At 52.3% G+C, this 24568-nt stretch carries 17 protein-coding genes and 1 pseudogene; 5 read left to right on the plus strand and 13 right to left on the minus strand.

Annotation, left to right across the window (positions count from 1 at the left end; all coding sequences use genetic code 11):
• Nucleotides 1–140 precede the first annotated feature (140 nt).
• A complete protein-coding gene (locus EFB08_RS14515; RefSeq protein WP_123127664.1) occupies nucleotides 141–1241 on the minus strand; it encodes an acyltransferase family protein in 1101 nt (366 codons plus the stop codon).
• A gap of 943 nt (nucleotides 1242–2184) precedes the next feature.
• Between EFB08_RS14515 and EFB08_RS14520 the strand changes: the two are divergent.
• The 5 genes and pseudogenes from EFB08_RS14520 to EFB08_RS14540 form a co-directional block, all read left to right on the plus strand.
• Nucleotides 2185–5271: pseudogene (locus EFB08_RS14520) on the plus strand (SusC/RagA family TonB-linked outer membrane protein); the annotation flags it as partial.
• A gap of 29 nt (nucleotides 5272–5300) precedes the next feature.
• Nucleotides 5301–6764: a RagB/SusD family nutrient uptake outer membrane protein gene (locus tag EFB08_RS14525; protein WP_123127968.1), complete on the plus strand. Its 1464-nt coding sequence runs from the start codon at nucleotides 5301–5303 to the stop codon at nucleotides 6762–6764.
• A gap of 127 nt (nucleotides 6765–6891) precedes the next feature.
• Nucleotides 6892–8250: a DUF4832 domain-containing protein gene (locus tag EFB08_RS14530; RefSeq protein WP_165864909.1), complete on the plus strand. Its 1359-nt coding sequence runs from the start codon at nucleotides 6892–6894 to the stop codon at nucleotides 8248–8250.
• Nucleotides 8251–8300: 50 nt separating this feature from the next.
• The gene (locus tag EFB08_RS14535) at nucleotides 8301–9149 is read left to right on the plus strand and encodes a PKD domain-containing protein (RefSeq protein ID WP_123127667.1); all 849 of its coding nucleotides are present in this window, start codon (nucleotides 8301–8303) and stop codon (nucleotides 9147–9149) included.
• 152 nt (nucleotides 9150–9301) lie between these two features.
• On the plus strand, nucleotides 9302–10837 hold the full coding sequence (locus EFB08_RS14540; RefSeq protein WP_165864910.1) for a DUF4832 domain-containing protein: 1536 nt from the start codon (nucleotides 9302–9304) through the stop codon (nucleotides 10835–10837).
• A 407-nt stretch (nucleotides 10838–11244) separates the two neighbouring features.
• Here EFB08_RS14540 and EFB08_RS14545 read toward each other — a convergent pair whose 3' ends face one another.
• The 12 genes from EFB08_RS14545 to EFB08_RS14600 all read right to left on the minus strand — a co-directional run bounded on the left by EFB08_RS14545 (nucleotide 11245) and on the right by EFB08_RS14600 (nucleotide 24485).
• A complete protein-coding gene (locus tag EFB08_RS14545; RefSeq protein WP_123127669.1) occupies nucleotides 11245–12687 on the minus strand; it encodes a Gfo/Idh/MocA family protein in 1443 nt (480 codons plus the stop codon).
• A 164-nt stretch (nucleotides 12688–12851) separates the two neighbouring features.
• Nucleotides 12852–13502, minus strand: coding sequence for a carbohydrate-binding family 9-like protein (locus EFB08_RS14550; protein ID WP_123127670.1), 651 nt, complete (start codon nucleotides 13500–13502; stop codon nucleotides 12852–12854).
• A gap of 7 nt (nucleotides 13503–13509) precedes the next feature.
• Nucleotides 13510–14658, minus strand: a complete 1149-nt coding sequence (locus tag EFB08_RS14555; protein WP_123127671.1) for a phosphotransferase enzyme family protein — start codon at nucleotides 14656–14658, stop codon at nucleotides 13510–13512.
• A 1-nt stretch (nucleotide 14659) separates the two neighbouring features.
• A complete protein-coding gene (locus EFB08_RS14560) occupies nucleotides 14660–15580 on the minus strand; it encodes a nucleotidyltransferase family protein (protein WP_123127672.1) in 921 nt (306 codons plus the stop codon).
• An 83-nt stretch (nucleotides 15581–15663) separates the two neighbouring features.
• Nucleotides 15664–17577 (minus strand): glucosamine-6-phosphate deaminase, encoded by a 1914-nt coding sequence (gene nagB, locus EFB08_RS14565; protein ID WP_123127673.1) that lies wholly within the window; start codon nucleotides 17575–17577, stop codon nucleotides 15664–15666.
• Nucleotides 17578–18223: 646 nt separating this feature from the next.
• A complete protein-coding gene (locus EFB08_RS14570; protein ID WP_125077745.1) occupies nucleotides 18224–18664 on the minus strand; it encodes a hypothetical protein in 441 nt (146 codons plus the stop codon).
• Between the two features lie 173 nt (nucleotides 18665–18837).
• Nucleotides 18838–19083, minus strand: coding sequence for a hypothetical protein (locus EFB08_RS14575; protein WP_123127675.1), 246 nt, complete (start codon nucleotides 19081–19083; stop codon nucleotides 18838–18840).
• Between the two features lie 206 nt (nucleotides 19084–19289).
• A complete protein-coding gene (locus tag EFB08_RS14580; protein WP_123127676.1) occupies nucleotides 19290–21092 on the minus strand; it encodes a MutS-related protein in 1803 nt (600 codons plus the stop codon).
• 351 nt (nucleotides 21093–21443) lie between these two features.
• Nucleotides 21444–21869 (minus strand): RidA family protein, encoded by a 426-nt coding sequence (locus tag EFB08_RS14585; protein WP_123127677.1) that lies wholly within the window; start codon nucleotides 21867–21869, stop codon nucleotides 21444–21446.
• Between the two features lie 106 nt (nucleotides 21870–21975).
• The gene (locus EFB08_RS14590) at nucleotides 21976–23310 is read right to left on the minus strand and encodes a hypothetical protein (RefSeq protein WP_123127678.1); all 1335 of its coding nucleotides are present in this window, start codon (nucleotides 23308–23310) and stop codon (nucleotides 21976–21978) included.
• On the minus strand, nucleotides 23291–23878 hold the full coding sequence (locus tag EFB08_RS14595; RefSeq protein ID WP_123127679.1) for an anti-sigma factor: 588 nt from the start codon (nucleotides 23876–23878) through the stop codon (nucleotides 23291–23293). The genes EFB08_RS14590 and EFB08_RS14595 overlap by 20 nt, the downstream gene beginning before the upstream one ends.
• 46 nt (nucleotides 23879–23924) lie before the next feature.
• Nucleotides 23925–24485: an RNA polymerase sigma factor gene (locus EFB08_RS14600; RefSeq protein ID WP_123127680.1), complete on the minus strand. Its 561-nt coding sequence runs from the start codon at nucleotides 24483–24485 to the stop codon at nucleotides 23925–23927.
• Between the last annotated feature and the right edge of the window lie 83 nt (nucleotides 24486–24568).

A 24568-nucleotide genomic window follows, 5' to 3' on the forward strand; every position in this document is an offset into this window, starting at 1 on the left:
AGCAAGGTACAAGAAGTGCAGGCAGAAGATAAATGTTTAAACCCAAATCCGTGGGAGCAAATATATAAGAATAACATTTGACTATTCTTCACCGCTTGAGGTGCAACCCCGGTCCTGAGCTTTATACTCCAGCGATTTCTTTAGAGCCTGAAGAAAATACGTTTTTGGTACAACCAATAGCAGAGATACCATTCTATGGCTAAGGTTACCAATGAAGCTAGAACTGCCTGCACCGGCCCGGTCAACTGAAACCAGGAAGAAGCCCCATTGGTAAAAATGGACACGGCACCGTTCAGCCACTGCATACCTACCGTCTCGAAAAAAAGGTAAATGAAGATGGGGTTCATGCCTACCACCGTGAAATACAAAACCCAGGGCCCGGCCTTCTTCACGTCAATGCCCCAGTAACAGAAAGCTAGCAACCACATCACCCAACCGCCAGAAGCCAGCACAAAAGATGCGGTGCAGGTTCTTTTGATCATGGGGTCTACTCCTGTTACATCCAGTACATGGCCTACAACGATTCCTATCAGCCCCGCTAGCAGGAAAACCTTTATTTTGTGAAAAGGGGTTTTCTGGGAAGCCAGCTCTTTCCCGACCAATGCGCCCCAGATGGTGTGTGCGGCTGAAGGAAGAAAGTTCATGGCAATCCAATGATCACTGTTCAGTTTTCCCATCAGCTGCAGATCCATCCAGGAACCGAAATTATGGGCAGGGGTAAAAGGTTGGTCAAACCCCGGAATTTGCGAGTACCGGTACAACACCTCGGTTAATCCTATACAAAGAAAGGAGACGGCCAACTGGGTACCGGCCTTAAAACGGAGCAGAAAGTAGGCGATCAGCAACGTCACCGATAGTTGGGAGAGCACATTCCAGAGTTCCCAGACCAGTTTGCCTGCATAGACACAATGAAGGGCCACACCACAGAGCAACAACTTAAGGCTTCGCTTCAGCACGTGACCGGTGATATCCGAGGGAGCATCGCCCTTCTGAAGCCGGTTCTGGGTAGAGAAATACAGCGAGGTCCCAGCAATGGTCATGAAGGCGGGCTGCACCAGGTCCCAGAAGTGAAGTCCGCGCCAGGGCACGTGAAAAAACTGCTGCACCAGGCTACCTGCTATCATCCGTTCTCCGGCTACTTCCTGCAACCGCACATAAAGCAGGGTGCTTTCAGCGGCCAGAAGAATCATGATGATTCCGCGCATGAAATCAAGGGAAAGCAGACGGTGGGTGGTTTTCATAAAACAGCCTTAGCGGGTTGTAGAAGAAAAGATAAAATCAGACAAGGTAAGTAGGCCTTACTAGTCCCCTGGCTCCAACCGACGGAGGTCAAACCCCAAGCCCTTGCTTCAAACCCTTGCCGGGAGTCCAAACACGTTTCAGTTCTGGAGCATTGAATTTCCAGTAGTATTCCCTTGCTTCACCTAAGGATCACTTGTCTTTTTCCCTTTAAGTACCTAAATAAAAATCACAAATCCATCATTTTACCTTTAATGTGTGTGTTCGTGCACATATATGATAAATCTTTGCGTCTTCGAACACATTTTACACCAAAGTTCTTGCTTATCTAATTTATAGTAGTTATGTTTAAAACATAGATACATCAAAATCTCCCCATAAGAGAAGGCTCTGCAACGAAATCAATCCAAGGATTCAACGATCGCGCAGCCAGGAAGGGATAGGGTACTTGGGAGAGAGAAACATCGGTTTACCGACTGAACGGGTGCCTGGATAGCACTTTCCGTTTAAGGCTGCCAAAATTAGGGGTCACTTTCTTTCTAATAGATGGTGAACATGGTTCAGATTACTTCCTGTACATACTACAGAACCTAAACAATACCTAACAAACTTACCCTTATGGACAAAACCACCAACCCTCACTTCTATCTTCTTCCTGAAGGCAGACCTCAGAATCACCTTTAGGCTCGTCTTCCCAGAAGTTTAACTTTTGCCCTTATCATTTATTTGGGCAAAGAAGATCCTTTCATAAGACAAAGCCTTTTACCTGCTTCCCTTGCTCCTTTGCTTCAGGCTTGTGCCTTTCCGCAGTAGGCGCTCCTTCTCCTCTATTCGCTTGCTCTTATCATCACCATAAAAATGTAAAACATGAAAAGAATGGTACACCAATTTTTGAAGCTCACGTTTCTGATGCTTTTTCCTGTTCTGCAGGTAATGGCCCAGGACCGAACCGTGACAGGTACCGTAACCGGCAAAGAAGATGGCCAGGCATTGGCTGGGGTTAGCGTAGTGGTAAAAGGAACCACCAACGGCACTACCACCGACCCAAGCGGGGCCTTCAGCATACAGGTACCTAACCCAGATGCCACCCTGGTGTTCTCTTTCATAGGGCTTATCTCACAGGAGGTACCGGTCCAGAACAGGTCAACCCTTAACATCCAGATGGCGCAGGACCGAAAAGCCCTGGATGAGGTAGTGGTGGTGGGCTACGGCACCCAGAAGAAAAGAGACCTCACGGGGGCCATCAGTTCAGTGAAAGCCGAGGATCTGGTGGTGAACTCCGGCGCAGCTTCCATCGGGCACATGCTAAAGGGAAAAGCCGCGGGCCTGATGATTCGGGAAAACAGCGCCCAGCCCGGCGGCGGACTGGATATCCTAATTAGAGGAGCCGGCTCCATCAACGCCAGCAACGCCCCTCTGATTGTGGTAGACGGATTCCCTATCTCAGACTTACAGCAACCAGAAAGCGGCGGACGGTATCAGGCGGGCACGCAGAGCATTTTAAATTCATTTAACCCAAATGACATTGAATCTGTGGAGGTCCTGAAAGACGCTAGCGCAACGTCTATCTACGGGGCCCGGGCTGCTAACGGGGTTATCCTTATCACCACCAAACGCGGGAAAGCCGGCAAAGCCGAAGTCCAGTACTCCAACACCTTCTCGGTGCAGAAATACGACAATCCTTTTGATGTGCTGCCGCTGAACGAATGGATGCAGGTACGCAACGAGGCCGCCTGGGAGCGCTGGAACTTTGACAACAACGTTTTCCCTTACGGCAACCGAACGCTGGAAGAAGCTCAAGCCGATCCCGTTAATGGGCCATTTCGCAGATTATACACCCAAAACGCCATCAACAACGTGGGTAAAGGCACCGATTGGGTAGGCCTGGTTACCCGTGACGGAACTATCCAGCAGCACAATCTTTCCTTGACTGGCGGCACAGAATCTACCCGCTTCCTCCTCTCGGGTAACTATTACAAGCACAACGGGGTCATCAAAAACTCCGGCATTGAGCGGTTCACCGTTAGGGCCAACATAGACCAGGAGGTCAATAAATACATCAAGTTCGGGTTGAACCTCACCGCCAGCCGCATCAACAACGATAACAGCCAGTTGGGCGGCGACCAATTTGAAAACTCAGGCATCATACGGGCGGCCATGCAAATGGGTCCGCACATCAAACCTATCGATGAGAACGGCAACTACCCGGTGAACCCGCTGCTGGCCCTTCAGCCTAACCCTTACTCCTTGCTCACCATTTCTGACGAGGGCCGCATAGAGCGCATGTTGCTCAACTCCTTCGTGGACATCATTCCCATTCCAGACCTCACCATTAGGTTGAAAGGCGGTATGGACCGGGGCCTTACCAAGCGCTGGAACTACCTGCCCAAAACTACCATCCACGGGGCCTTGGAATTCGGGCGGGCTTCCATTGCCGAAACCGATAAAAATGAATACCTGATGGAGGCAACCGCTTCTTATGTGAAGGCAATCGGTACAGATCACCGCCTCAACCTGCTGGCAGGTGTTTCCCAACAGAATTTTTACAACGACTACAACAACGTAGGCAACACCAACTTCATTTCAGACGCTTTCCTGTGGAACAACCTGGGAGCTGGCAGCAGCACCAAAACCGTGGGTTCTTCCCGCTCTGAGAACGTCATGGCCTCCTACTTCGGAAGGCTGAACTACACCCTGAAAGACCGCTACCTGCTCACCTTGACGGTAAGGACCGACGGGGCCAGCGTATTTGCCCGTAACAACAAGTGGGGTACTTTCCCCTCCATCGCGGTGGGTTGGAACATCGCCGAGGAGCAATTCTTCGGGAGCCTGGCCAACGTGGTTTCTCAGTTCAAACTCAGAGCTAGTTACGGGCAAACTGGGAACGCCTCCATTGGGAGCAATGCTTTTGCCGCCTACTACGCCTACCCTGCCTGGCTTTCGGGCAATGACACGCGCCTGATTGGGGTATCATTGTCAAGATTAGAAAACCCGGACCTGAAGTGGGAAACCACCACAGAGGCGAATTTGGGGCTGGATTTCTCGCTCTTCAACGGCAGAATAGACGGTTCATTGGAAGTGTACGACAGAGTTATTTCAGACCTGCTGGCCTTTAAACCCATCAACTCCTACCATCCTATTAACACCGTGATGGCCAACGTGGGCGAAACCCAAAGCAAAGGCTTTGAATTGACCGTGAGCACCCGCAACATGCAAACCAGTGATTTTGAATGGAGATCCATCTTCACCTTCTCCAAATTCAAAAACAACTGGAAAGAACGGGCCCCAGACTGGAAACCGGCCGTTTACCAGAATGTAGATGACCCTATCAGAGCCATTTACGCACGTGAGGCGGACGGAATCATGCAGGTGGGCGAAGACGTTCCTTCCCAGCCGGAGCTGAAACCCGGCATGATCAAAATCAAAGACATCAACGGCTATGTGCGTGACGCCAACGGCAACCCGGTGGTAGACGAAAACGGCAGGTTCCAGCGCACCGGAGCTCCTGACGGGATGATTGACGATGCCGATACCCGACTGATCGGGACCTCAGACCCCAGCCTGATTGTGGGCATGACCAACATCTTCACCTACAAAGGCTTCAGCCTGAACCTAGATTTCAACGGCATGTTCGGGCGCAAAATGGCCGATCCCAATTTCACTACTTACGGCATCAGTGCAGACGGCATCTACACCTACGGGTACAACGCCCTGAGCACCGTGAAGAACCGCTGGACTCCTGAGAACCCCTCTACCACCCAGCCCAGTTCTTTCTATGGCTGGTCACCTTACAGCGTAGGTGATTTCTTTCTCCAAGATGCCTGGTTTATTCGGTTGCAGAACGTTGCGCTGTCCTACTCTTTGCCATCAAAATGGACCGGAAAGGTATTCTCCAGAGCCTCTATCCACGTGGCTGCCCAGAACCTGTTCGTGATCACGCCCTATGATGGCATTGACCCGGAAACCGATGCCTACACGGCCGCTTACCCTAACGTGAAAACCATCACCACGGGCATCAACCTGACTTTCTAATGAATCAGCATACTTTAATTCAGACGACTATGCGCAAAATACTTCTATCTTTTGCAATGCTCTTCCTGTTGGCCGGTTGCACAGAAGACCTTGATCCTATTGATTACTCTGAGATAAACCCCAGCATCTTTCCGCAATCAGAGGCAGATGTGGAAGCCATGGTGAATGCCTGCTATTATCCGCTGCGCGGCGCCTGGGGCGACGGCATCCATACCACGTCAGAGAACGGCATCATGTACATCAATGACGCCACCACCGAGATCCTGAACGGCTCCTACGGTCCGCAAATGCTCGCTTCTCTCCACAACTACAAGCCCACCGACGAAGGCATTACCCGTTTTTACGATGTCTTCTACAACAAAATCAGCTTGATGACCCTCACCATTGACCTGATCAACAAATCACAGGTGAGCGAGGCAGTGAAGAAGAAGGCAATTGCTGAAATACGTGCCGCAAGAGGGTTACTCGCCTATGAGTTGTTTGACATGTATGGTCCATTGGTGATCGCTCCGTTGGAGGTCTTGCAGAACCCCATGGAAGAAGCGCCGCTGGCCCGCCTCTCACATGAAGAAACGGTCGCCTTCATAGAGGCTGACCTAGCAGCCGCTGCCGAAGACCTGCCCCACCCTGCCCAAGCCGAGTACGGACGTTTTAGCAAGGGTTTGGCCAAAATGGTGCAAATACGCCTGAACCTGCACGAAAAAAATTGGAGCAAGGTAGTAGAGCTGTCCAATGAGATTATTGGTTATGGCTACTATTCGCTTACCCAAGACTACGAAAGCATGTGGGATCTGGAAGGCGCCAAGAACAGCCGCGAAGTCATCTGGGCTATCCCCTGTGATTATGAGGGAACCAGCGAAAACCAGTGGCAGCTGATGGTACTGCCTTCCAACTATCCGGTAAAAGGCGGTTGGGGTACCATCCAGAGCACTTGGTGGTTCTATGATACCTTTGAGGAAGCCGACGAAAGAAAAACCATGCTGATTGCCGAATACACCGGCACCGACGGCAACACCTACAACCGGGCCAATCCCGGAACCGTGATGAATCTGGGCCCTATTCCTTTGAAAATCAACCCAGATGCCTCCAGAACCACTGCCATTTCCACGGTAGACATCATCTTGTACCGCTACGCCGATGTGCTGTTGTCTAAGGCCGAAGCCTTGGCCAATGCCGCCGGTGCCCCTACTGCCGAGGCTATGGAACTGGTGAACATCGTGCGCCGGAGAGCAGAACTGCAGGACAAAAACCTGGGCGATTACAGCTCCTTGGCTGCCTTCAACGACTTGATCCTGTTGGAGAGAAGCCACGAATTCTGGTGCGAGAACGGCCAGTACCGCGCCGACCTCATCCGCCACGGTAAGTTCGTGGAACGGGCCCGGGAAGTGAAAGGATCAACCTACACTAACGAAGACAAGGTTCTCTACCCCTTCTCTTTGAGGGCCGTGAGCGAAGGCAAAGGGAAATTCATCCAGAACAAAGGCTACAACTAAGCATTGAGGGGAAAGGCATTGATCGCTTGCCTTTCCCGCCCCTACCCTTCAGGAGGATTTAACCCCAGAAATACCCAGTATCCCTGAAATTCACATGAGAGAATTGCCTAGAATGAGAGGAAAAAACATGTTGACCGTTTTCATCCTGAACCTACTGCTAACGGGTTTTTCGGGCTGCTCCAGCGGTAGCGAGGAACCAGAACCGGTGGTTCAGCCTAAACTCACGTACGCGTTATCCAACGAGATTTTCCCGAATCCGGAACGGGGTTTCATGCACCTGTTTCCGGCCTCTTCTGAGGGAACTCCGCTGAATCCGGCTACGCTCACCTCTCTGAAAAACAATAACCTCTCGCTCATCCAGCGGGTCTACTATCTGGAGAAGTTCAAGGATGCACCGCTCAGCGCAGCCCAGCTTTCCCTGATTCAGACCGATATGGATTTGATCCGTCAGGCGGGTTTGAAGTGCGTGCTCCGGTTTGCCTACACAGACCAGATGAACGGCACCGATGCTCCGCTGGCCATCATTGAACAGCATCTTGACCAACTCAAAACCCCTTTCGAAGCCAACAAAGACGTGATTGCGTTTGTGCAGGCCGGTTTCATCGGGCCTTGGGGCGAGTGGCACAACTCTACCAATGGCCTCAATACCCCTGAGAACGAGAAAAGAATCCTATTTAAATTGCTGGACGTGCTACCCACCGAGTTGATGGTACAGGTGAGAACACCGGGCAAAAAGCAGCAGATTTTCGGGACTACTTCTCCCCTGAGCAAATCGGTGGCGTATACCGCTGACAAGGTGGCGCGCGTGGGGCATCACAATGACTGCTTCATGTCCGGCGGCACCAACTACGGCACATACAACAACATCCAGACAGATAAAACTTACATCAGCAACGAGGCGCTGTACGTGCCCACCGGGGGCGAGACTTGTCCGCCCCAAGGCGGCTACAACCCTAACTGCACCCAAGGCCGCACCGAGATGCAGCTTCTGAAATGGACCTACCTTAACCTGGACTACTACCAGCCTACCCTGAACGCCTGGCGGAATTCGGGCTGTTTTGACGAATTCCAGCGAAATCTAGGATACCGGTTGGCACTGGTAGATGCCACGTTGGCAGCCCAGGCGGGCACCAACCAAGCCTACAAACTGGAGATCAACCTCACCAACAAAGGATACGCGCCGCTGTACAGCCTCAAGAACACCTACCTGGTCTTGAAAAACAAGGCCTCGGGGGCGCTCCATCAGGTGCAGGTGCCCGTGGACCTGCGCGAAGTCAAGCCCGGCACCACCTACAAGCTGGACCAAAGCGTGAACCTAACCGGCATTCCGGCGGGCGACTATGACCTGTTCCTCAAAATCACTGATCGGGCCGAGTCCCTGAAAGACCGGCCGGAATACAGCATCCGGCTGGCCAACACCGATGTTTGGGTAGCCGAGAGCGGCCTGAACAACCTGAAACACCAGTTGAAAATAGGGAGCATGTAAGCAGCACCCCTGACCCAAGAACCAATTGCACTACTTAACGCATCAGAGACATGAAAAACAAACTACTACTCTTCTTTGGCTTGAGCTTTCTGCTGCTGGCCACCTTTTCCTGTGAGGAAGACGACGAAACCTCCGGCACCAAGGCGGTTTTCAGCTACGTAGCCGATGGCTTTGTGGTCAACTTCACTGATTTCTCCCAGAATGCCTCTGAGTACCTCTGGGACTTTGGTGATGACAGCGAGCCTTCCGTGCAATCCAACCCCACGCACATCTACAACAGAAAAGGCGATTACCTGGTGACGCTCACCGTTTCTAACAACGGCCAAACCAGCACTTTCCAGGATTCGGTGTACGTGCTGGGCCCCAACATCAAAATTGACGGCGATTTCACCGATTGGGAGCACGTGCCCTACTCCCACACCAATGACGAAGGCACCGGCGGCACCCTGCTGGCTGTTAAAACCTTCGCCTCGGCGGGAGCCTTGAACTTCTACCTGGAGGGCACCCAGGATTTCTCTATGGCCGTGATTGACCTGTACCTGGATGCTGACAACAACCCCGAAACCGGCCTCAAAACCTGGATGTACCCTGCCGCCGCCGGTGCCGATTTCCTATTTGAAGGCAATCCATCGGCGGGAAGCGTTTTTGCCCACGTGGGTCCCGGCAACGACTGGGCCTGGAACGAAGTGGCCACCTTTGGCGAACGCATGCAGTTTTCGGCTATGAAAACCGTCAGCGGTAAAAAAGTAGTGGAATTCTCTATTAAACGCGAAGGACTGGGCACCATGAAGAATTTCGCCAACTTCGCCATTGTGGAAATGAACTCAGGTTGGACCGAAGTAGGCGATCTGCCAGACAGCAAGCAAGCCACCTCTAAGTTTGCCCAGATAGAATTATAGAGCCAGCCTCTTAGGTGTTTCGGGCCTGTTTTCCGCAAAATAGGCCCGAAACAATTAAGAGTAAACTAACCTGCTTTCGCTTCGCTGAACCAGAATCAATGTTTGAGTTCCTGTGTCAGCGTCTCCATCTGTTCCACCCAGCCTCCTTCTACATGCCAAACGAACCAACCATCCTTTCTATCCGCAAGAGCAGCTTCATTATGGGCCTTCTCCTCGCGCAGCTCTTTATGGTGCCTATCGGCCAGGCCCAGACCAAAATCACCTACACGGAGAGCACCGAGGATTTCGCCAACCCGGAAAGGGGTTTTTACCTGGCCTCCGGCGGAAAACCGGGCACCTTGTCCTCAGAGGAACTGACCAAGCTGAGGAACCTTCCAGCCACCCAGAACATCACCCCCAGCGCCAAATACTCGGCCAAGGTAACATTGGTGTACCGCGGCTACCTGCTCTCAGATTTCAAAACCAAACCCATCAGCGAAGAAATTTTGCAGTTAATCCGCCGGGATATGGACGCTACCCGGAAAGCGGGCCTGAAAATGATTTTGCGGTTTGCCTACACCAATGACACCAAAGCGGGCGACTGCAAAGACGACTACAAAATCTGCCCGCCCTACGGCGATGCTTCCAAGCCCGTTGTACTGCAACACATCGCGCAGCTCAAACCTATATTCCAGGAAAACGCCGATGTGATTGCCGTCTTGCAGCAGGGCTTTATTGGCATCTGGGGCGAGAACTACTTCACAGATTATTTCGGGGACGCTTCTAACAACGGGCAAGGCGTCATCAATGACAGCAGCTGGCTCAACCGCAATGAGGTCACCAAGGCCCTTCTGGACGCGCTGCCCAAAAACCGGATGGTGCAGGTGAGAACGCCCCAAATGAAGCAGCGGTTTGTCTACGGTCCCAAAGCGCCGGTGACCTCCAACCCCATCTCTGAACAGGAAGCCTTCACCCAGGAAGACCGCGCCCGCGTAGGGCTGCACAATGACTGTTTCCTGGCCAGCGAAGACGATTACGGCACCTTTGCTGACTACGGCAACTCTTCCACCAAGCGGGGGCCGGCCAACGAGGTCATGCGCAAATACTTCGAGGCCGAGAGCAAGTACGTAGCCGTAGGCGGCGAAACCTGCGACAATGCTTTCAGCCCCCAGAACGACTGCGCCCCCGCCGGACACGCCGAGCAGGAAATGGCCGCCATGCACTACAGTTACCTCAACAGCTCCTACAACAACCAGGTGAACAATGATTGGGTCACCGGCGGCTGCATGGACAACATCAAACGAAGATTAGGCTACCGGATCACCCTGAGATCAGCTACGTTGCCCGAAAAAGTCAAGAAAGGGAAAACCCTGCCCATCGCGTTGAATCTGGAAAACACCGGTTTCGCCTCTCCTTACAACCCGCGTCCGGTGCAGCTGGTCCTGCGGAATAAAAGATCCGGTCAACTGCATGTGCTTCCCCTCACCTCCGAGATCAGAAAATGGTTTCCCGGGCAAGTCACCGTCTCTCAGGAACTGACCTTGCCTGCTTCTTTGGCCAAAGGCGAATATGATGTGCTGCTCAACCTCCCGGATTCCTACGAAAGCCTCTCCAAACGCCCGGAATACAGCATCCGGCTCGCCAACAACGATGTCTGGGAAGAGAACACCGGCTTCAACCGCTTGAACCATACTATTAAGATAAATTAGCCTCCACTTTTCAGTTAAAGCGTTTAGGGCCTGTTTTGTGGAAAACAGGCCCTAAACGCTTTAGTTTCTACTATCGGGAATAATGTCAACTCAGTTGACTTCCGGTAGTTCCGCTTAAAGCGCGGATTCTCCCCTTGAGGGGTGTTTACACAGGAGAGCTACCATTTTTAAACAGTCATTCCCACTTGGAATCCACCTTACAGATTACTTTGGGAACGCCATAACCGGCAGGTGTAAACACTCCTCAAGGGGAGAATACGCTCTTAGCAGACGCAGTTGACGGAGCTGAACAGCATCTTTCAATTTCCGTTCTCACCCTCAATTATTAAAAAGCTTGGTCCCGTTTCAAGGCTGTTTTCAGAAAATAGCCTTAAAACAGAACCGGGCTTACTTTTGGGGGATCTTTACTAGGCTCTCACATTCGTAGTTCCGCCGCCTTGCAGGGTGAGTTCTACTGGTTTGTTTTTCTGCCAGGCACCAACGGTGAAATCAGGCACGTCAATGGAGTTGGAGCGGTTGGCTACGGACCACTCGCTGAGTGGCGCGACGGAGCTCCAAAGAGCGGCATCGTACACATCCTGGTCCAGCGGCAGGCCGTTGCGGAGGCAGTCTACCAGGCGCCATTCCATGAGGAAGTCCATGCCGCCGTGGCCGCCAATCTTCTTGGCCATCTCGCCTAGTTTCTTGATGAGCGGCGGCGTGTACTGCTCTTCCACTTTCTTGAACTGCTCCGGCGAGAGCCAGTCCTCGTGGCTGGAGGCGATGCGGGCGGGATCAGGCCATTTCTGGGCTGCGCCTTTGGTGCCACTTACTAGGTGAATGCGGGAGTAAGGACGCGTGGAAGAGACATCGTGCTGGATCATGATGGTTCTGCCCCGCTTGGTTCTGATGGTGGTGGTGTTCATGTTTCCCCGGAAATTCATTTGTGCGAACTCCTGGTAAAAATTGTCTTTAGCAGCTAGCTCCTTCGCTTTAGGTCTCATGGAGAAATCGTTGGAAGACACGGAGGTGAGATAATCCATCTGGTCACCGCGGTTGATGTCCATGACCTGGCAGATAGGCCCTAGGCCGTGGGTTGGGTACAGGCTGCCGTTGCGGCCGTTTTCCTTCAGGCGCCACATGTTGTAGTAGGCCTCCTCGGTATCGCTGGTTTTGGCGAAGTTCAGGTCAATGAGGTTGTGGATGTAGGCGCCCTCGCCGTGCACCAGTTCCCCGAAGAATCCCTGCCGGGCCATGTTGAGCGTGAGCATCTCGAAGAAATCATAGCAGCAGTTCTCCAGCATCATGCAATGCTTTTTGGTGCGCTCAGATGTCTCCACCAATTGCCAGCATTCCTCCAGGGTTTTGGCGGCGGGTACCTCCACCGCTACGTGTTTGCCGTGTTCCATGGCGTAAACGGCCATGGGCGTATGCAGGTGCCAGGGCGTTGCGATGTACACCAAATCAATATCGTCTCGGTTGACCATTTCCTTCCAGGCGTCTTCTTTGCCCGAGTAAGTCACCGGCTTATGGATGGAGCCTTCAATTTTCTTCAGAGTAGCTGCTACCCGTTCCGGCCGAATGTCACAGAGCGCATTGATCTCCACCCCTTCAATGTGGTTCAAGCGTACCACCGAGGCGGGTCCGCGCATGCCCAACCCGATGTAGCCCACCCGCACTTTGTCCATTCTTGGCGCGGCGTACCCGCTCATGTTGAAGTTCTGCCGATGCGTTTTCTTCGCCTGCGTCTGAATTTGCTGTAAGGCACCACCCGGCGCCGAGGAGGCACAGCCGCTGATGAAACCACTGCTGACCAGGCCCACGCCCGCCAGACCCGCCAGCTTCAAAAAGTCTCTCCGATCGTTACTCATAGATATTTTTCTTTGTGGGGTTAAAGAGCTAAGCTTAATTCAGAAACAGGTTCTCCCAACACTGGCATACAGATCTTTCCTGCTAAAGAAGGAAGATGGTTTTGAGGCCGATTTCCCAGAATCAGGCCCAAAACAGCCGAGAGTTTTCATGCGACTTCCTTCCGCTACAGAAACTGCAGTTCCCCGAAATACTCCGGCAGATGGAAGTTGGGCGCGGCGGCTTTGATGCCGTTCCAGGTCAGGTAATGGGGCTGGGGCAGGTCATCACCGCACTTATAGAAGTTCACCTTGCAGCTTTGTTCGTTCAGGGAGGTAAAGCCATGGAAACAGAAAACCTCCACCGGGATCACCAGCGTCAGTTCCCACTTAACTGCAGCTTCCTTATCTGTCTCCTCGCTCACCGATAGCTGGGCGTACCGTTTTATCTCCTTTATGACTGACTCTGACAGGAACTGGCGGTTCTCTTTTTCGGAGCCGTAGGCCATGAGGCAAGAACCCAGGCTATTGAACTCCAGATTGTAATAGGCTTTCTCGTCATTGAAGGCGATGAACAACTCCACGCAGCTGTCGCGGTACACGGGGTCGTTGGTTTTGCGGAACACGGCCCTGATGGCGGCTTCCTCCACATAGAACTTCACAAAGAAGCAGTCGTTGCTGTGGGCTACGGAAAACCACACGAAAGGCTTATAGGGGTAATCGGGCCAGGGTGCAGTGTCTATGGCATGTTTTTCCAATATGTCCAACTGATCGGAGACTTCCTGCAAGCCAGATTCACGATCTAGCCGAAATAAAAGCGGCACGTCTAATTGCTTCATGGGTGCATCAGGCTTTGGTGGATATTTCGGCCAGCCGGGTTTCCTGCACAACTTTCTCTAAAATGGCTTGAAGCGCCGATTGCTGCGCCTCCAATTGCTTCACCAACTGAAACTGCGCGCGGCACCGCTGCAGGTTATGTTCTGGGAAATGGATCTTGTAGTAATGGTCGCCGTCAATGTAATCGGTGAGGAAGCGCAGGCCCATGATAAAGGGCAGCAACAATACCCCGTGCAACAAAGAAGCGATCTCGGAATCAGTGAGGGCGCTGCTGGTCTCTTCCAGGAAACCTTTGGCGAAGGCCTCGAACAAGGAAAGGTCTACCTGGATTCTCTCCAGTTGCGGTTCGTCCTCGGGCGCAGTATTGACGGTGGTCCGGATGGCGTCCCCGAAGTCATAGGCCACGTACCCGGGCATCACCGTATCCAGATCGATAACACATTGCGCTTTTCCGTCCTTGCCCAGGAGCACGTTGTTGAACTTAGTGTCATTGTGGGTGATGCGCAACGGCAACTCTCCTTTTTGGCCCATGTAATAGATGGTGCTCATGGCCTGGGCGCGTTCTTCCACAAAAGCGATTTCAGCTTCTACTTCCGCTACCCTCCCTACCGGATTGGCTTGTACGGTCTCCCGGAACAGCCGTAGCCGGTTCACTACGTTATGGAAATCGGGGATGGTATCGTGCAACAACTCTACGGGCAGGTCAGACAACAGGGCCTGGAACTTCCCGAAGGCCTTACCACCTTCGTAGGCTTGCGCCGGGGTAGTCACCATGTCATGCCCAAAAGTGCCATCCAGGAAAAGATACATGCGCCAGTAGTTACCCTCTTCGTCGTGGTAAAACCATTTCTGGTGCACGGTTGGAATAAGGGTGAGTACTTCTTTTTGGGGCTTCGCGTCTGGCAGGCCCTCCAGTTTTTGACGCAGGTGGGTGGTCACCACCTGAATGTTGTCCATAAGGGCCGGCACGTTCTTGAAGACATGATGGTTCACGCGCTGCAGCAGGTAATCTGGAGCATCGGCTTGGGAATTCACCACCTGAAAAGTATCATGGATGTGCCCCGAGCCATACGGCACTACCTTGGCGACTCCCCCCTTAAGGGTGAATTGCGCCAGGATGGAAGGTACTTTGCCGTCAAGCGTTCCTATCTGTCTCATGTTATCGTACGGTTTCTGAATTCTTTTTCCATAGCTGCTCAGGGTAAACGCCTGCTGCTACCAGCCTCCTCAGCGACTCCACGGCCACGGGTTTATCTTCTGGATAGGTCACGCCAAACCATTTCTCGGAGGTAGGCAGCAGCTTCACCTGGGTAACTCCGGCTTTTACTAGTTTGTCCAGTACCAGCGGCAGGAAAAATTCTGCCTTAGGCACCTGGGCACTTTTCTGGAGAAATGCGGTAAGATACTCTTCAAAATACGGCAGCAGGTCTGGTGAAAATCCCATCAGGTTCATTGATACCAATTGGTCTGGGGCCAGCGGAATCTGTCCCTGGTCTGCACCAATGGCCACGATGCCCCCGTCGGTTTTCTCAATGTGTGTTTGCTCGGTAATGCCTATCAGGTTGCCGTCTTCATCTACCTCGCAGATGCCCCTGGAAACCGCCCCGTGCTCAGACAGGGTATTGGTCAGCAGATAACCCACCAAACCGCATTTTTCGTCCCTTTTCAGGAAATCGGCCATAATCTGGAAAGACTGGTAACCGTAGAAATCGTCTCCGTTGATCACCGCAAAAGGCTCGGTGAGACTGGCCCGGGCTACCCACACGGCATGGGCCGTTCCCCAGGGTTTCACCCTTTCGGCCGGCACGGTAAAGCCCGGGGGCAGCACATCCAGTTCCTGAAGCACATATTCTACCTTCACCTCCGGAGGAAACTTGCCCTGCATGGCGGCTTTGAATTCTTTTTCAATGGATTGCCGGATGATGAACACCACTTTCCCGAAACCGGCCCTGAGGGCATCATAGATAGAATACTCAATGATGGTTTCCCCGTTGGGGCCAAAGGATTCCAATTGTTTTAAGCTCCCGTAGCGGGTGGCCATGCCGGCCGCCAAGACCAGTAATGTTGGTTTTACCTCCATTTGAAGACCGTTGTGTTTTTGAATCGTTTTACAGAAAATGCCCCTGAAAGAGATTAAATGCTTTGCTTCACCCCTGACGGTCCTTAAAAGAGATAGCGTTTGAAAGCTTCCATGGCCTCGTACTCGGTGAGCCCCAGGCGGTCATAGATCCGGGCGGTGGCGCGGTTCCTTTCCTCGGCGCGCTGCCAGAACTCCCGCTTGTCATTTCCCGGGAAAACTGGGCTGTCTTTCTGCGATTGGTGCTTGAAAATGGCCTTGCGTTTCCGGAGCAGCTCCTCGGGGCTGATGGGCACTGCCATCTCAATGTCTTCGATGTCCCACTCCTGCCAGGCGCCACGGTACAGCCATACATAGCAGTCCTGCATCCAGGGTTCGTGCTTCAGGCGATCAATGGCTTCCAGGATGGCATTGAGGCACACGCGGTGCGTGCCGTGCGGATCTCTCAGGTCGCCGGCGGCGAAGATCTGCTGAGGCTGAACCTTGTTTAACAGGTCTACCACCGCCTGCACATCTGCCTGGCTCAACGGTTTTTTCTTCACCTGCCCTGTTTCATAGAAAGGCATGTTCATGAAGTGAATATTCTCTTTCTTTACCCCGCAAAACCGGCAGGCGGCCAGGGCCTCGCTCTGCCTGATGAGGCCTTTGATGCTCTGCACCATCTCCGTATCCTCGGCACCCAATTTCTTTTGTTCCAGAAACTCCTCTACCTGGGTGTGCATATTCTGAAACTCCTGCGTGGCAATTCCCAGCTTTCTGGAAAGGCCTAGCGCAAAATCAGCGAACCGGTGGGCATCGTCATCAAACACGGCAATGTTCCCCGAGGTCTGGTAAGCAACGTGTACCTGATGGCCCTGGTCGGCGAGCCGGATCAAGGTGCCGCCCATGGAGATGACGTCATCATCTGGGTGCGGACTGAAAATCAGGGAAGTTTTGGGAAACGGGTTGGCGCGCTCGGGCCGGTGGCTGTCATCGGAGTTGGGTTTGCCGCCGGGCCAACCAGTAATGGTGTCCTGGATGGCGTTGTGCACCTGTATGTTCAGGCTGTAGGCAGAACCTACCTGTACCAGCAAATCGGTGAGGCCCCAGGTGCGGTAGTCTTCATCGGTAAGTTTCAGGAGGGGTTTGTTGGCTTGCAGGCTGAGCCAGATCACGGCCCGCCGCATGAGGTTTTTATCCCAGTCGCAGAGGCCCACGAGCCAGGGCGTTTTGATGCGGGCCAGCTCAGAGGCAGCCCATTGGTCCAGGATGACGCTCACCCGCTCGTGGTGCTGCAAAAAAGAAGCGGGCACCTCTTCGGTGATTTTCCCCTCCACCATCTGCCGCACAATTGATGCTTTGCCTTCGCCCCAAGCCATCATGATGATTTTTCGGGCTTTCATGATGGTGCCCACGCCCATGGTGATGGCCCGCAGGGGTACAAACTCTTCTTTGATGAAATCCTTGGTGGCATCGGCGATGGTGAGTGGGTCTAATTTCACCAACCGGGTGTGGGACGTTAACCCCGAGCCCGGCTCATTGAACCCAATGTGACCGGTACGCCCAATGCCCAGAAGCTGCACGTCAATTCCGCCGGCCTCCTCTATCAACTGCTCATAGGTCGCGCAAAACTCCGTCACCTTTTCTATAGGCAAAGAACCGTCCGGAATGTGCACGTTTTCAGGCAGAATGTCTATGTGCCTGAAAAGATGCTCCTGCATGAAATGTACGTAGCTCTGCAAAGCATCGGGCGGCATGGGGTAATACTCGTCCAGGTTGAAGGTGACCACGTTCCTGAAACTCAGGTTTTCATCTTTGTGGAGGCGTACCAGTTCTTTGTACACCCCAATAGGGGAAGATCCGGTAGCCAAACCCAAGACCACCCTCTCTCCTTTCTTTTGCTTTTCCCTGATGATGCCCGCAATGGTATGGGCAATACTTTTACTTCCTTGCTCAGGGTTGTCAAAAATGGTGACCGGTAACTTCTCAAGTGCGGTGGTAGAAAAGGTTAGTATTTCCATTGGCGTTGAGTTTAGAAAAGCGTGACCAGGAAAAAACCAGGAAAGATGATTTCTTTTCTAAACATAAAAACATTAAACAAGAATCACAAAGAAAAGCTGTACAAATGTGTTCGAACACGCTAAAAAAAATTTCATTTGTGCACGTACACAGCTATAAACAATCATAAACACACCTCCTATTAGAATGCCGAAGGTTCAAGAATGATTTTCTAGGGGCATAACAACAAAAAAACACTTAAATAGTGGGAAATGCCTCCTTCCCGAGTTCTTTTCAGATGGTGTGATCTTTACAGAATTCGCTTTTTACTTGCCGCTCTCAGAACTGAGACCTAGGATTCCCTTCTAGTTTTAGGGGAAGTTTTTAGAAAAGGCACTAAAAACAACTCCTCAGTAACAAGCACGCGGGAATGTCATCGCCAAACTAAAAGGTGCAAAGGAAAACTCAGGGAAACGGTAGAAGGGTCTATTTTATAAGGAAGGCTGGCTCTTTTGTGAAAGGATTGGTTTTGGCCCTGTTTTGCGAAAACATCCCTTAAAAGAAACAAGAAAGTGAGAATTGGTTTCTGAGGAACAGGCACAGAAGGGCGCAAGGCCGCGTCAGGGTCCTGGGCCTAAGAAGAAAAAATCAGGAAGATGGAAAGGCGGATTACTGCTGACCGTTGGAACGATGCTCCATCTGAGCCACCGATTCTTCCAACCATCTCACTGCCTCATTTTCGGTCAGGAAGGCTTTTCTGCGCACGTCGTCGCAGTCTTGGGTGATCGCGGAAAGTGAGGCTCCCTCCTGCAGGCGTTGCATTTGCCGGGGCGCCAGCAACCAGGCCACCAATACGTGCGACGAAACCAACTGCAGGGCTTTGGGATAGAATTCATTGATGAGCCAGTCGCTTTCCAATTGGGTCATTTCGCCTTTGGAACGGCAATCAAACAACCAGGAGGAAGCCGTATGCTCTTTGGCCGTGGAAAGGATGGCCAGACAGTTCATCTTGAACTCAGTGAAGGTTACAGGCTGTTGCCAACGGATGATAACCGTTTGCATATCCGCCCGATAGGAGATCTTGATGTGTTTGCTAAATCCTATCTTCATGGCGCTAGGGGGACTATACGCTACTTAGTGGCGCTTTGGGTTTAAACTCATACGTAACTGTATTGTTGTCTGTCTGTAATGAATTTAGGCGAAGCATTCCTGAATTGCAAGTAACTAACTATTTTTCAGTACTAACAGACGAAAAACAGGTACAAATACGAAGAATATTCCTACTACTCGTGCCTGCTACGCGCCTCGTACAGGTTTTTACGCATAGAAAGAAATAGTTCTATGCTGCCCTGCAGGAAAGGCTCATCCAGCCAGCTTTTCACTTCTTCGTCGCCGCCGGTCACCTCCATCTCGCTCACTTTGTAGGTCTGTTCAAATGGCCCCAGTTCCAGTTTGAGCAGGTACTTCCCGTTCCAGGCCAGTAAGGTGATCTTGATTTCGGGGTGCGGAATGTCGGCTACAACGCGCATGGGTTAAAAGGATAAAGGTTTATAAATTCCAATTCAGAACTACTGTACGCAAAGGTAGCCGCCAAGGCCACAGGAACATTACCTTAAGTTTAAGAATTCTTATCGTCTTCGCGCTACTTGCCAGCCATTACTAACTGGCGGTAGCATTATTCAAGACATCAGAGCACAGTTGGTTTAAGGGGCAGTTTTCTTAAAATCGGTCAAAATCAGAGTTCAATTCCCATCTGACGCATAAGTTGGCTGGCGTTGAAACTCTGGCAGATTCCCGGGCGCAGGGTATAATCAAAATGAAGCTGTCCGTCCTCAAAATAGCTGTTGAAACTGTAGTTCTGCACCGATCCGGGCAGTTCCTGCTCCATGTTGCCCAGTTCCAGGTCATGGGTGGAGACAAAGCCCGAGGCCTGCCGCTGGTGCAGCTGCCGGATGAGGGCCATGGCTCCCTGGTGGCGGTCATGCGAGTTAGTCCCTTTCAGGATCTCGTCCAGGAAGAAGTACACGGGTTGGCCGGTCACCGTCAAATCCAGCAGGATTTTAAGGCGTTTGAGCTCGGCGTAGAACGAAGAAGTGTTCTCGGCCAGGTTGTCTTCGGTGCGCATGCTGGTGTACACCTGGCCCGGAAAAACGGTGGCCCGGCTGGCGCATACCACCGCCCCGGTAAAGGCCAGCACCATGTTCACGCCCACCGCCCGCAGAAACGTACTCTTGCCCGACATGTTGGAACCCGTAATGAGCACCGTATGCCCGGCGCCCTTGAACGCAATACTGTTGGCCTTACGTCCTTCGCTGAAGATCAACGGATGGCTGAGTTCCTGGGTATCGAACTGAAACGGAACGGCACTGATCTTGGGCACGGCATAGTCCGGATTGGCGTATTGGAAAGCGGCCAGACTTGCCAGGGCCTCAAACTCGGCGGCGGCGCTGAGCACCTGCCCAATGTTCTCTGACATGGTCTTTTTCCAGCGCTCCAGGCGCCACATCCAGATAAAATCCCACATGAGCATGTGGTTCAGGAGGAAATTAAGGTACGTGTTGAGCCTCGCGGAAAGGAACTGAATGATGGAGGCCAGCTTGCGCACGTGTTCAGAGGCCTGTTGGTCATCAATCTTAAGTTGTTTCTGCAACTCCAGTGCTTTCTGGCTTTGGAAAGTCCGGCCTTCAATATGCACCAAAAGATCTGTGTAGCTGCGCAGGGTCTCATACATGCCCGTGCTTTCTTCATAGTACGCATCGCGCTCCTGCTGAAATTTGTAGGCGATCAGGAACTGGATCAGCACCAGGCCCAGAAAAGGATAATGCGAATGGCCTTGGCCCCAATAGATGGCGGCGCCAATGGTAAGCAGAGGCAACAGAAACGTTAAAGCTACGAGCCAGCTTTTGCCCGCAAAAAAGTCAGGGGTTTTAAGCCAGAGCAGAAAAGGCTGGGGCAACTGCTGCGTTTTGCGGTGGTGGTGCATGGCCCGGGCCTCCAGGTTCTGGCGCCACTCCAGGTCAGGCACCAACTCAGCCACCGTTTCCTGCCGGGCGACGATCTCCGCCGCCGAAGCTGGGGCCTTCAGCCACTCAGCCAACCGCTGCTGCCCTAACCGCGTAACGGCCCGGTTTAGGAGCTGAAAAAGGGAAGTATCGCCAAATACATCCAGGTCAGCGGTGTAGTAATGGTTGAGTTCCTGGAACTCCTCTCCACTGGGGAAACCAGCCAGTTCTCCGCGCAGGCGTTCGTTTTCCCGTCGGTTGATCAGGCCCAGGTACAGCTGGTGTTTGCGGGCGTACTCAATTTTGTTGTGCCAGTGGATGAGCGTGGCGAAAACAAAGTACCCGCCAAAAAGCAAACTCAAGCCAATGCCGTTGTGCCCGTAGTAAAACAACACCGCGCAACCCAGCACAGAGCCCACAAAGAAAGACAGCCGAAGCCAGCCTACCCACCGGTACCGGTTGGCTTGCCGCTCCTCGGCGGCGAAAAAGCGCTGCTCCCGTTCGGTGAACAACGCTTCTGGAGAGGTTTGTATCATTAAAAACTACTTCAATTCATAAAAGAACCGTAGCAAAAGATTCACTTACACTATCAGGTTCTGTACTGCCGCCAGACTCGCGTCTAACCACCCAGGCAAATTAGGAAACTGCCAGCAGTTATTATTGTTTTAGGGGTCTTTTTTGGAAATCGCCGCTAAAGCATAAAGCCTACTGAAAGGAAGGCAAACCGCCAGAAATGTTTCCCTACTCAACCCTACATCTTCACCAAGGAAAGGCACTCCCTACTTCCTACCGCATCTGAACGCTGGTGTGAGCCTCTGGTTCGCGCCAGCGTTTTACCATCCTGTTCAGGGAAATTTGGCAGAAACCCGGGTTGAAAACGGCCCCTGTCAGATAGTAGCGATGCACTTGAGCTCTATGGCGATGGGTGTGGGCAAGGCGTTCACTTCTACCGTGGTGCGGCAGGGCTGGCAGTCTTTGAAGTACTCGGCGTAAAGGCGGTTGTAGGTCTTAAAATCAGCGGCCATGTTGGTGAGGAACACGGTAACGTCTACCAGATTTTCCCACCTGGAGCCGGCTTCCTCCAGAATGGTACGCACGTTTTGGAAGACCGAGCGGCACTGGGCTTCTATATCGTAGGAGATGATGTTCCCGGCCTCGTCCAGCGTCACGCCCGGTATTTGGGTCACGCCTTTCTCGCGGGGTCCTACCCCTGACAGGAACAGCAGGTTGCCTACTTTGCGGGCGTGCGGGTACAAGCCAACCGGTTCCGGGGCTTTGGAGGAATGTATTGCTTCGGGCGGGGTCTCGGCCATATTAAAGAGGGCTTTTAAGGTGTTTTACCAAAAATAAGCTAAAAACCCGAGCAAAAAAGAAGCGGGCCCGTGAAGGCCCGCTCTTACATTCAAAACCAGTCTAGGTTTAGCGGAAGGCAATGCTGCCGTACCTGCTGGTAACATTCACTGTGCCTTTAGGAGAGGCTTTCCCGTATTTTCCTTTGAAGCTGCCCGAGGTGTTTCTTACTTCTTTCAGGCTGAAGTTAGCCAGATCCTGGTCTACCTTGAAATTGCCGTACTCGGTGTCTACCTCAAAGTTGAAGGCTGAGTTATCCGCGAAGCTCAGGGCCATGCCGGTGTAGCCGCCAATCAACTCCAACTTTTTGAAATTAGAGGACACATTGCTGATCTCAAAGCCCGAGCAGTACTTCACGTTGAGGCTCGCCGACTCTCTGAGGCTGCCAATTTTGATGCCCGAGTAACTGCCGGTTCCGGTGATTTGCCCGGCGCTGCCAATCATGAACTTAGAGTCATAGCGGCTGGCCATGGTGAGCAGGTCCACTTTGTCAATGGTGATGCTACTGTAACCGGTCACGGTATTGATGTCATCGGCCCCTAACAGGCGCATGCTGGAGTACTTGGCCGTTAAGTCGCCGCCCTTCATATACGATATCTGGCAGTCGCCGCCGCTGTAGGCCACGGTGATCCTGTTTTTAGGATTGTTGAGGCTGCCGGCCATCAGTTTCCCGTACTTCACTTCTATATCGGTGGGTCCGTCAAAGTCAGGCATCTGCACCGATCCGTATTTGTTACTGATTCTAAGCGGGTTGCTTTTGGGCATCTTCACCATGTAGTTGATCTCGAAGGCTTTTTCGCTGCTGCTTTTGATTTGCATGGGCTCCCGCTCGGTCACAAAAGAAATGAGGTTGCCGGCTCTGTCTTCATTGATTCTCACGTTGATCTTGTTCAGGATCTCCTGGGCTTTCTCTTCGGTGATGGCCCGGGCCACGATGGTCACCTCTACGGCGAATTCGTTTTTGGTCCAGGTTTGCACGTCTACGCGTCCAAATTGGTTTTCAATGTCCAGCTTGTCTGAGCGGTCCACCTTGAAGGAACGCTCCACTTTCTTTACTTTGGTGTGGGCGTAAGCACCCTGCAAGTCTGGGATGGTAGCCTTATCGGCTCCTGTTTGTTCCCGCCCTATGGGGTCTGGCTGATCTGGAATAGAAAGTGTCAGCGACAGGTTTCCCAAGGCGGCTAGGTCTTCACAGGTTGGCAACTGCGACAAGGCTTCTGAAGACACCTGCACCCCACGCGAAGCCAACGACTGCTGAAGATGCTCGGAAATCTCAACCTTGATATCTTCTCTTACTGCTTCTTTGCAGGAAGATGTCCGCAGATGCAGGGTTTGTCCCTGGGCCGAGCCTACCGCAATGAAAAAACAGAAAAAGGAAAGTAGTTTAGATATTGGTAGTCTCATGGCGAGCGGTTTTTTTGTCTTCACTTCTATTCTCCAGTACTTCCAGTTGCTGGTTCAAGAGCGCGATTCTCATTTTAAGATTATCGCTCATGGCTTGCAGAAGCACTTCTTTGTTGGGCGTGGTGTATAGTTCTTTTTTAAGCTCGTTGTAGGCTGAGTCAAGCTCGGTGAAACGCACCTGCCCTACGCCCATGGCCTTCAGTTCAGATTTCTTTTGCTCAATCACCTGCACGTACTTGGTTTCTATCTGGCGCACCTCAGGGGCTATTTTCTCCAGCGGAACGGGCGGCGCGGCGGCCATAGCAGCGGATGGATTCTGGTTGGCCATATAATACCTTGCCGAGAAGGCCACCATCACCAGCAAGGCAATGGCAGCGGCGAATTTCCAGGCGTGGTGCCAGTTCATGGAAATCACTTTGGCCTCTTTCTCAGGTTCAACCGGTAGGATGAGGTTTTTCTCCTCGGTCTGCAGCTCGGCCGCTATGTCCTGCCAGAGATCCGGTCGGGGGGCAAAGGAATCGAACTCTTCGCGGTGGGCCTGTACAAAATCTTTTAATCTATCTTTCATGGCTTATGCTCCTTGTACTCTCTCGTTTTTGGTCCTTTTTACTTTTTCAGCTTAAGAACGACTGCTCCTGCATGAGGCTCAGCAATTTTTTGCGGGCCCGGCTGTACTGTGACTTTGACGTGGCCTCGCTGATACTTAATATGTCTGCGATCTCACCGTGGTCGTACCCTTCCAGCAGGTACAGCGTGAGTACTACCCGGTAACCGTCTGGCAAAGACTGGATGGCTTTCTTGATGCTCTCCACCTTGTATTCCAGCTCTTCCTGGTCGTACTCGGGCGCCTCCTCGGCGAAATCATGATGTTCTTCCATGGGCACCACTTGCAGGCGCCGGCTGCGCACTTTGGTGATGGACTTGTTGATGACGATGCGCTTTAACCAACTCCCGAAGGTAGAATCTCCCTTGAAGGTATGCAGCTCTCTGAACGCGCTCAGAAACGATTCCTGCAAGACATCCTCGGCCTCGGTATAGTCATTGGTAATGCGCATGCTCACGTTGAACATGGACTTACTGTAAAGTTTGTACAGTTCATATTGCGCCTTACGGTCACCCTCTTTACAGCGGGCCACCACGTGCGCGTTTACGTCGGTGTATTCCAGCGTCTCCAAATTGTTACCTTTTAATGCTCATCATGACGGTAATTTCAGTAACAGCAACCCGGAACAACACCAACACTTTTCGCTGAGCCTTG

Origin of the sequence: Rufibacter latericius (assembly GCF_003721515.1) — a bacterium.
GTDB classification, from domain to species: Bacteria; Bacteroidota; Bacteroidia; order Cytophagales; family Hymenobacteraceae; genus Nibribacter; species Nibribacter latericius.

Excerpts from the sequence above, each read along its gene's own strand:
- EFB08_RS14530 (WP_165864909.1), top strand. The coding sequence starts at position 6,892 with ATGTTGACCGTTTTCATCCTGAACCTACTGCTAACGGGTTTTTCGGGC.
- EFB08_RS14575 (WP_123127675.1), bottom strand. The coding sequence starts at position 19,083 with ATGCGCGTTGTAGCCGACATTCCGCACCCCGAAATCAAGATCACCTTA.
- EFB08_RS14545 (WP_123127669.1), bottom strand. The coding sequence starts at position 12,687 with ATGAGTAACGATCGGAGAGACTTTTTGAAGCTGGCGGGTCTGGCGGGC.
- EFB08_RS14580 (WP_123127676.1), bottom strand. The coding sequence starts at position 21,092 with ATGATACAAACCTCTCCAGAAGCGTTGTTCACCGAACGGGAGCAGCGC.
- EFB08_RS14525 (WP_123127968.1), top strand. The coding sequence starts at position 5,301 with ATGCGCAAAATACTTCTATCTTTTGCAATGCTCTTCCTGTTGGCCGGT.
- EFB08_RS14585 (WP_123127677.1), bottom strand. The coding sequence starts at position 21,869 with ATGGCCGAGACCCCGCCCGAAGCAATACATTCCTCCAAAGCCCCGGAA.
- nagB (WP_123127673.1), bottom strand. The coding sequence starts at position 17,577 with ATGGAAATACTAACCTTTTCTACCACCGCACTTGAGAAGTTACCGGTC.
- EFB08_RS14535 (WP_123127667.1), top strand. The coding sequence starts at position 8,301 with ATGAAAAACAAACTACTACTCTTCTTTGGCTTGAGCTTTCTGCTGCTG.
- EFB08_RS14590 (WP_123127678.1), bottom strand. The coding sequence starts at position 23,310 with ATGAGACTACCAATATCTAAACTACTTTCCTTTTTCTGTTTTTTCATT.
- EFB08_RS14560 (WP_123127672.1), bottom strand. The coding sequence starts at position 15,580 with ATGGAGGTAAAACCAACATTACTGGTCTTGGCGGCCGGCATGGCCACC.
- EFB08_RS14540 (WP_165864910.1), top strand. The coding sequence starts at position 9,302 with ATGCCAAACGAACCAACCATCCTTTCTATCCGCAAGAGCAGCTTCATT.
- EFB08_RS14550 (WP_123127670.1), bottom strand. The coding sequence starts at position 13,502 with ATGAAGCAATTAGACGTGCCGCTTTTATTTCGGCTAGATCGTGAATCT.
- EFB08_RS14570 (WP_125077745.1), bottom strand. The coding sequence starts at position 18,664 with ATGAAGATAGGATTTAGCAAACACATCAAGATCTCCTATCGGGCGGAT.
- EFB08_RS14555 (WP_123127671.1), bottom strand. The coding sequence starts at position 14,658 with ATGAGACAGATAGGAACGCTTGACGGCAAAGTACCTTCCATCCTGGCG.
- EFB08_RS14515 (WP_123127664.1), bottom strand. The coding sequence starts at position 1,241 with ATGAAAACCACCCACCGTCTGCTTTCCCTTGATTTCATGCGCGGAATC.
- EFB08_RS14595 (WP_123127679.1), bottom strand. The coding sequence starts at position 23,878 with ATGAAAGATAGATTAAAAGATTTTGTACAGGCCCACCGCGAAGAGTTC.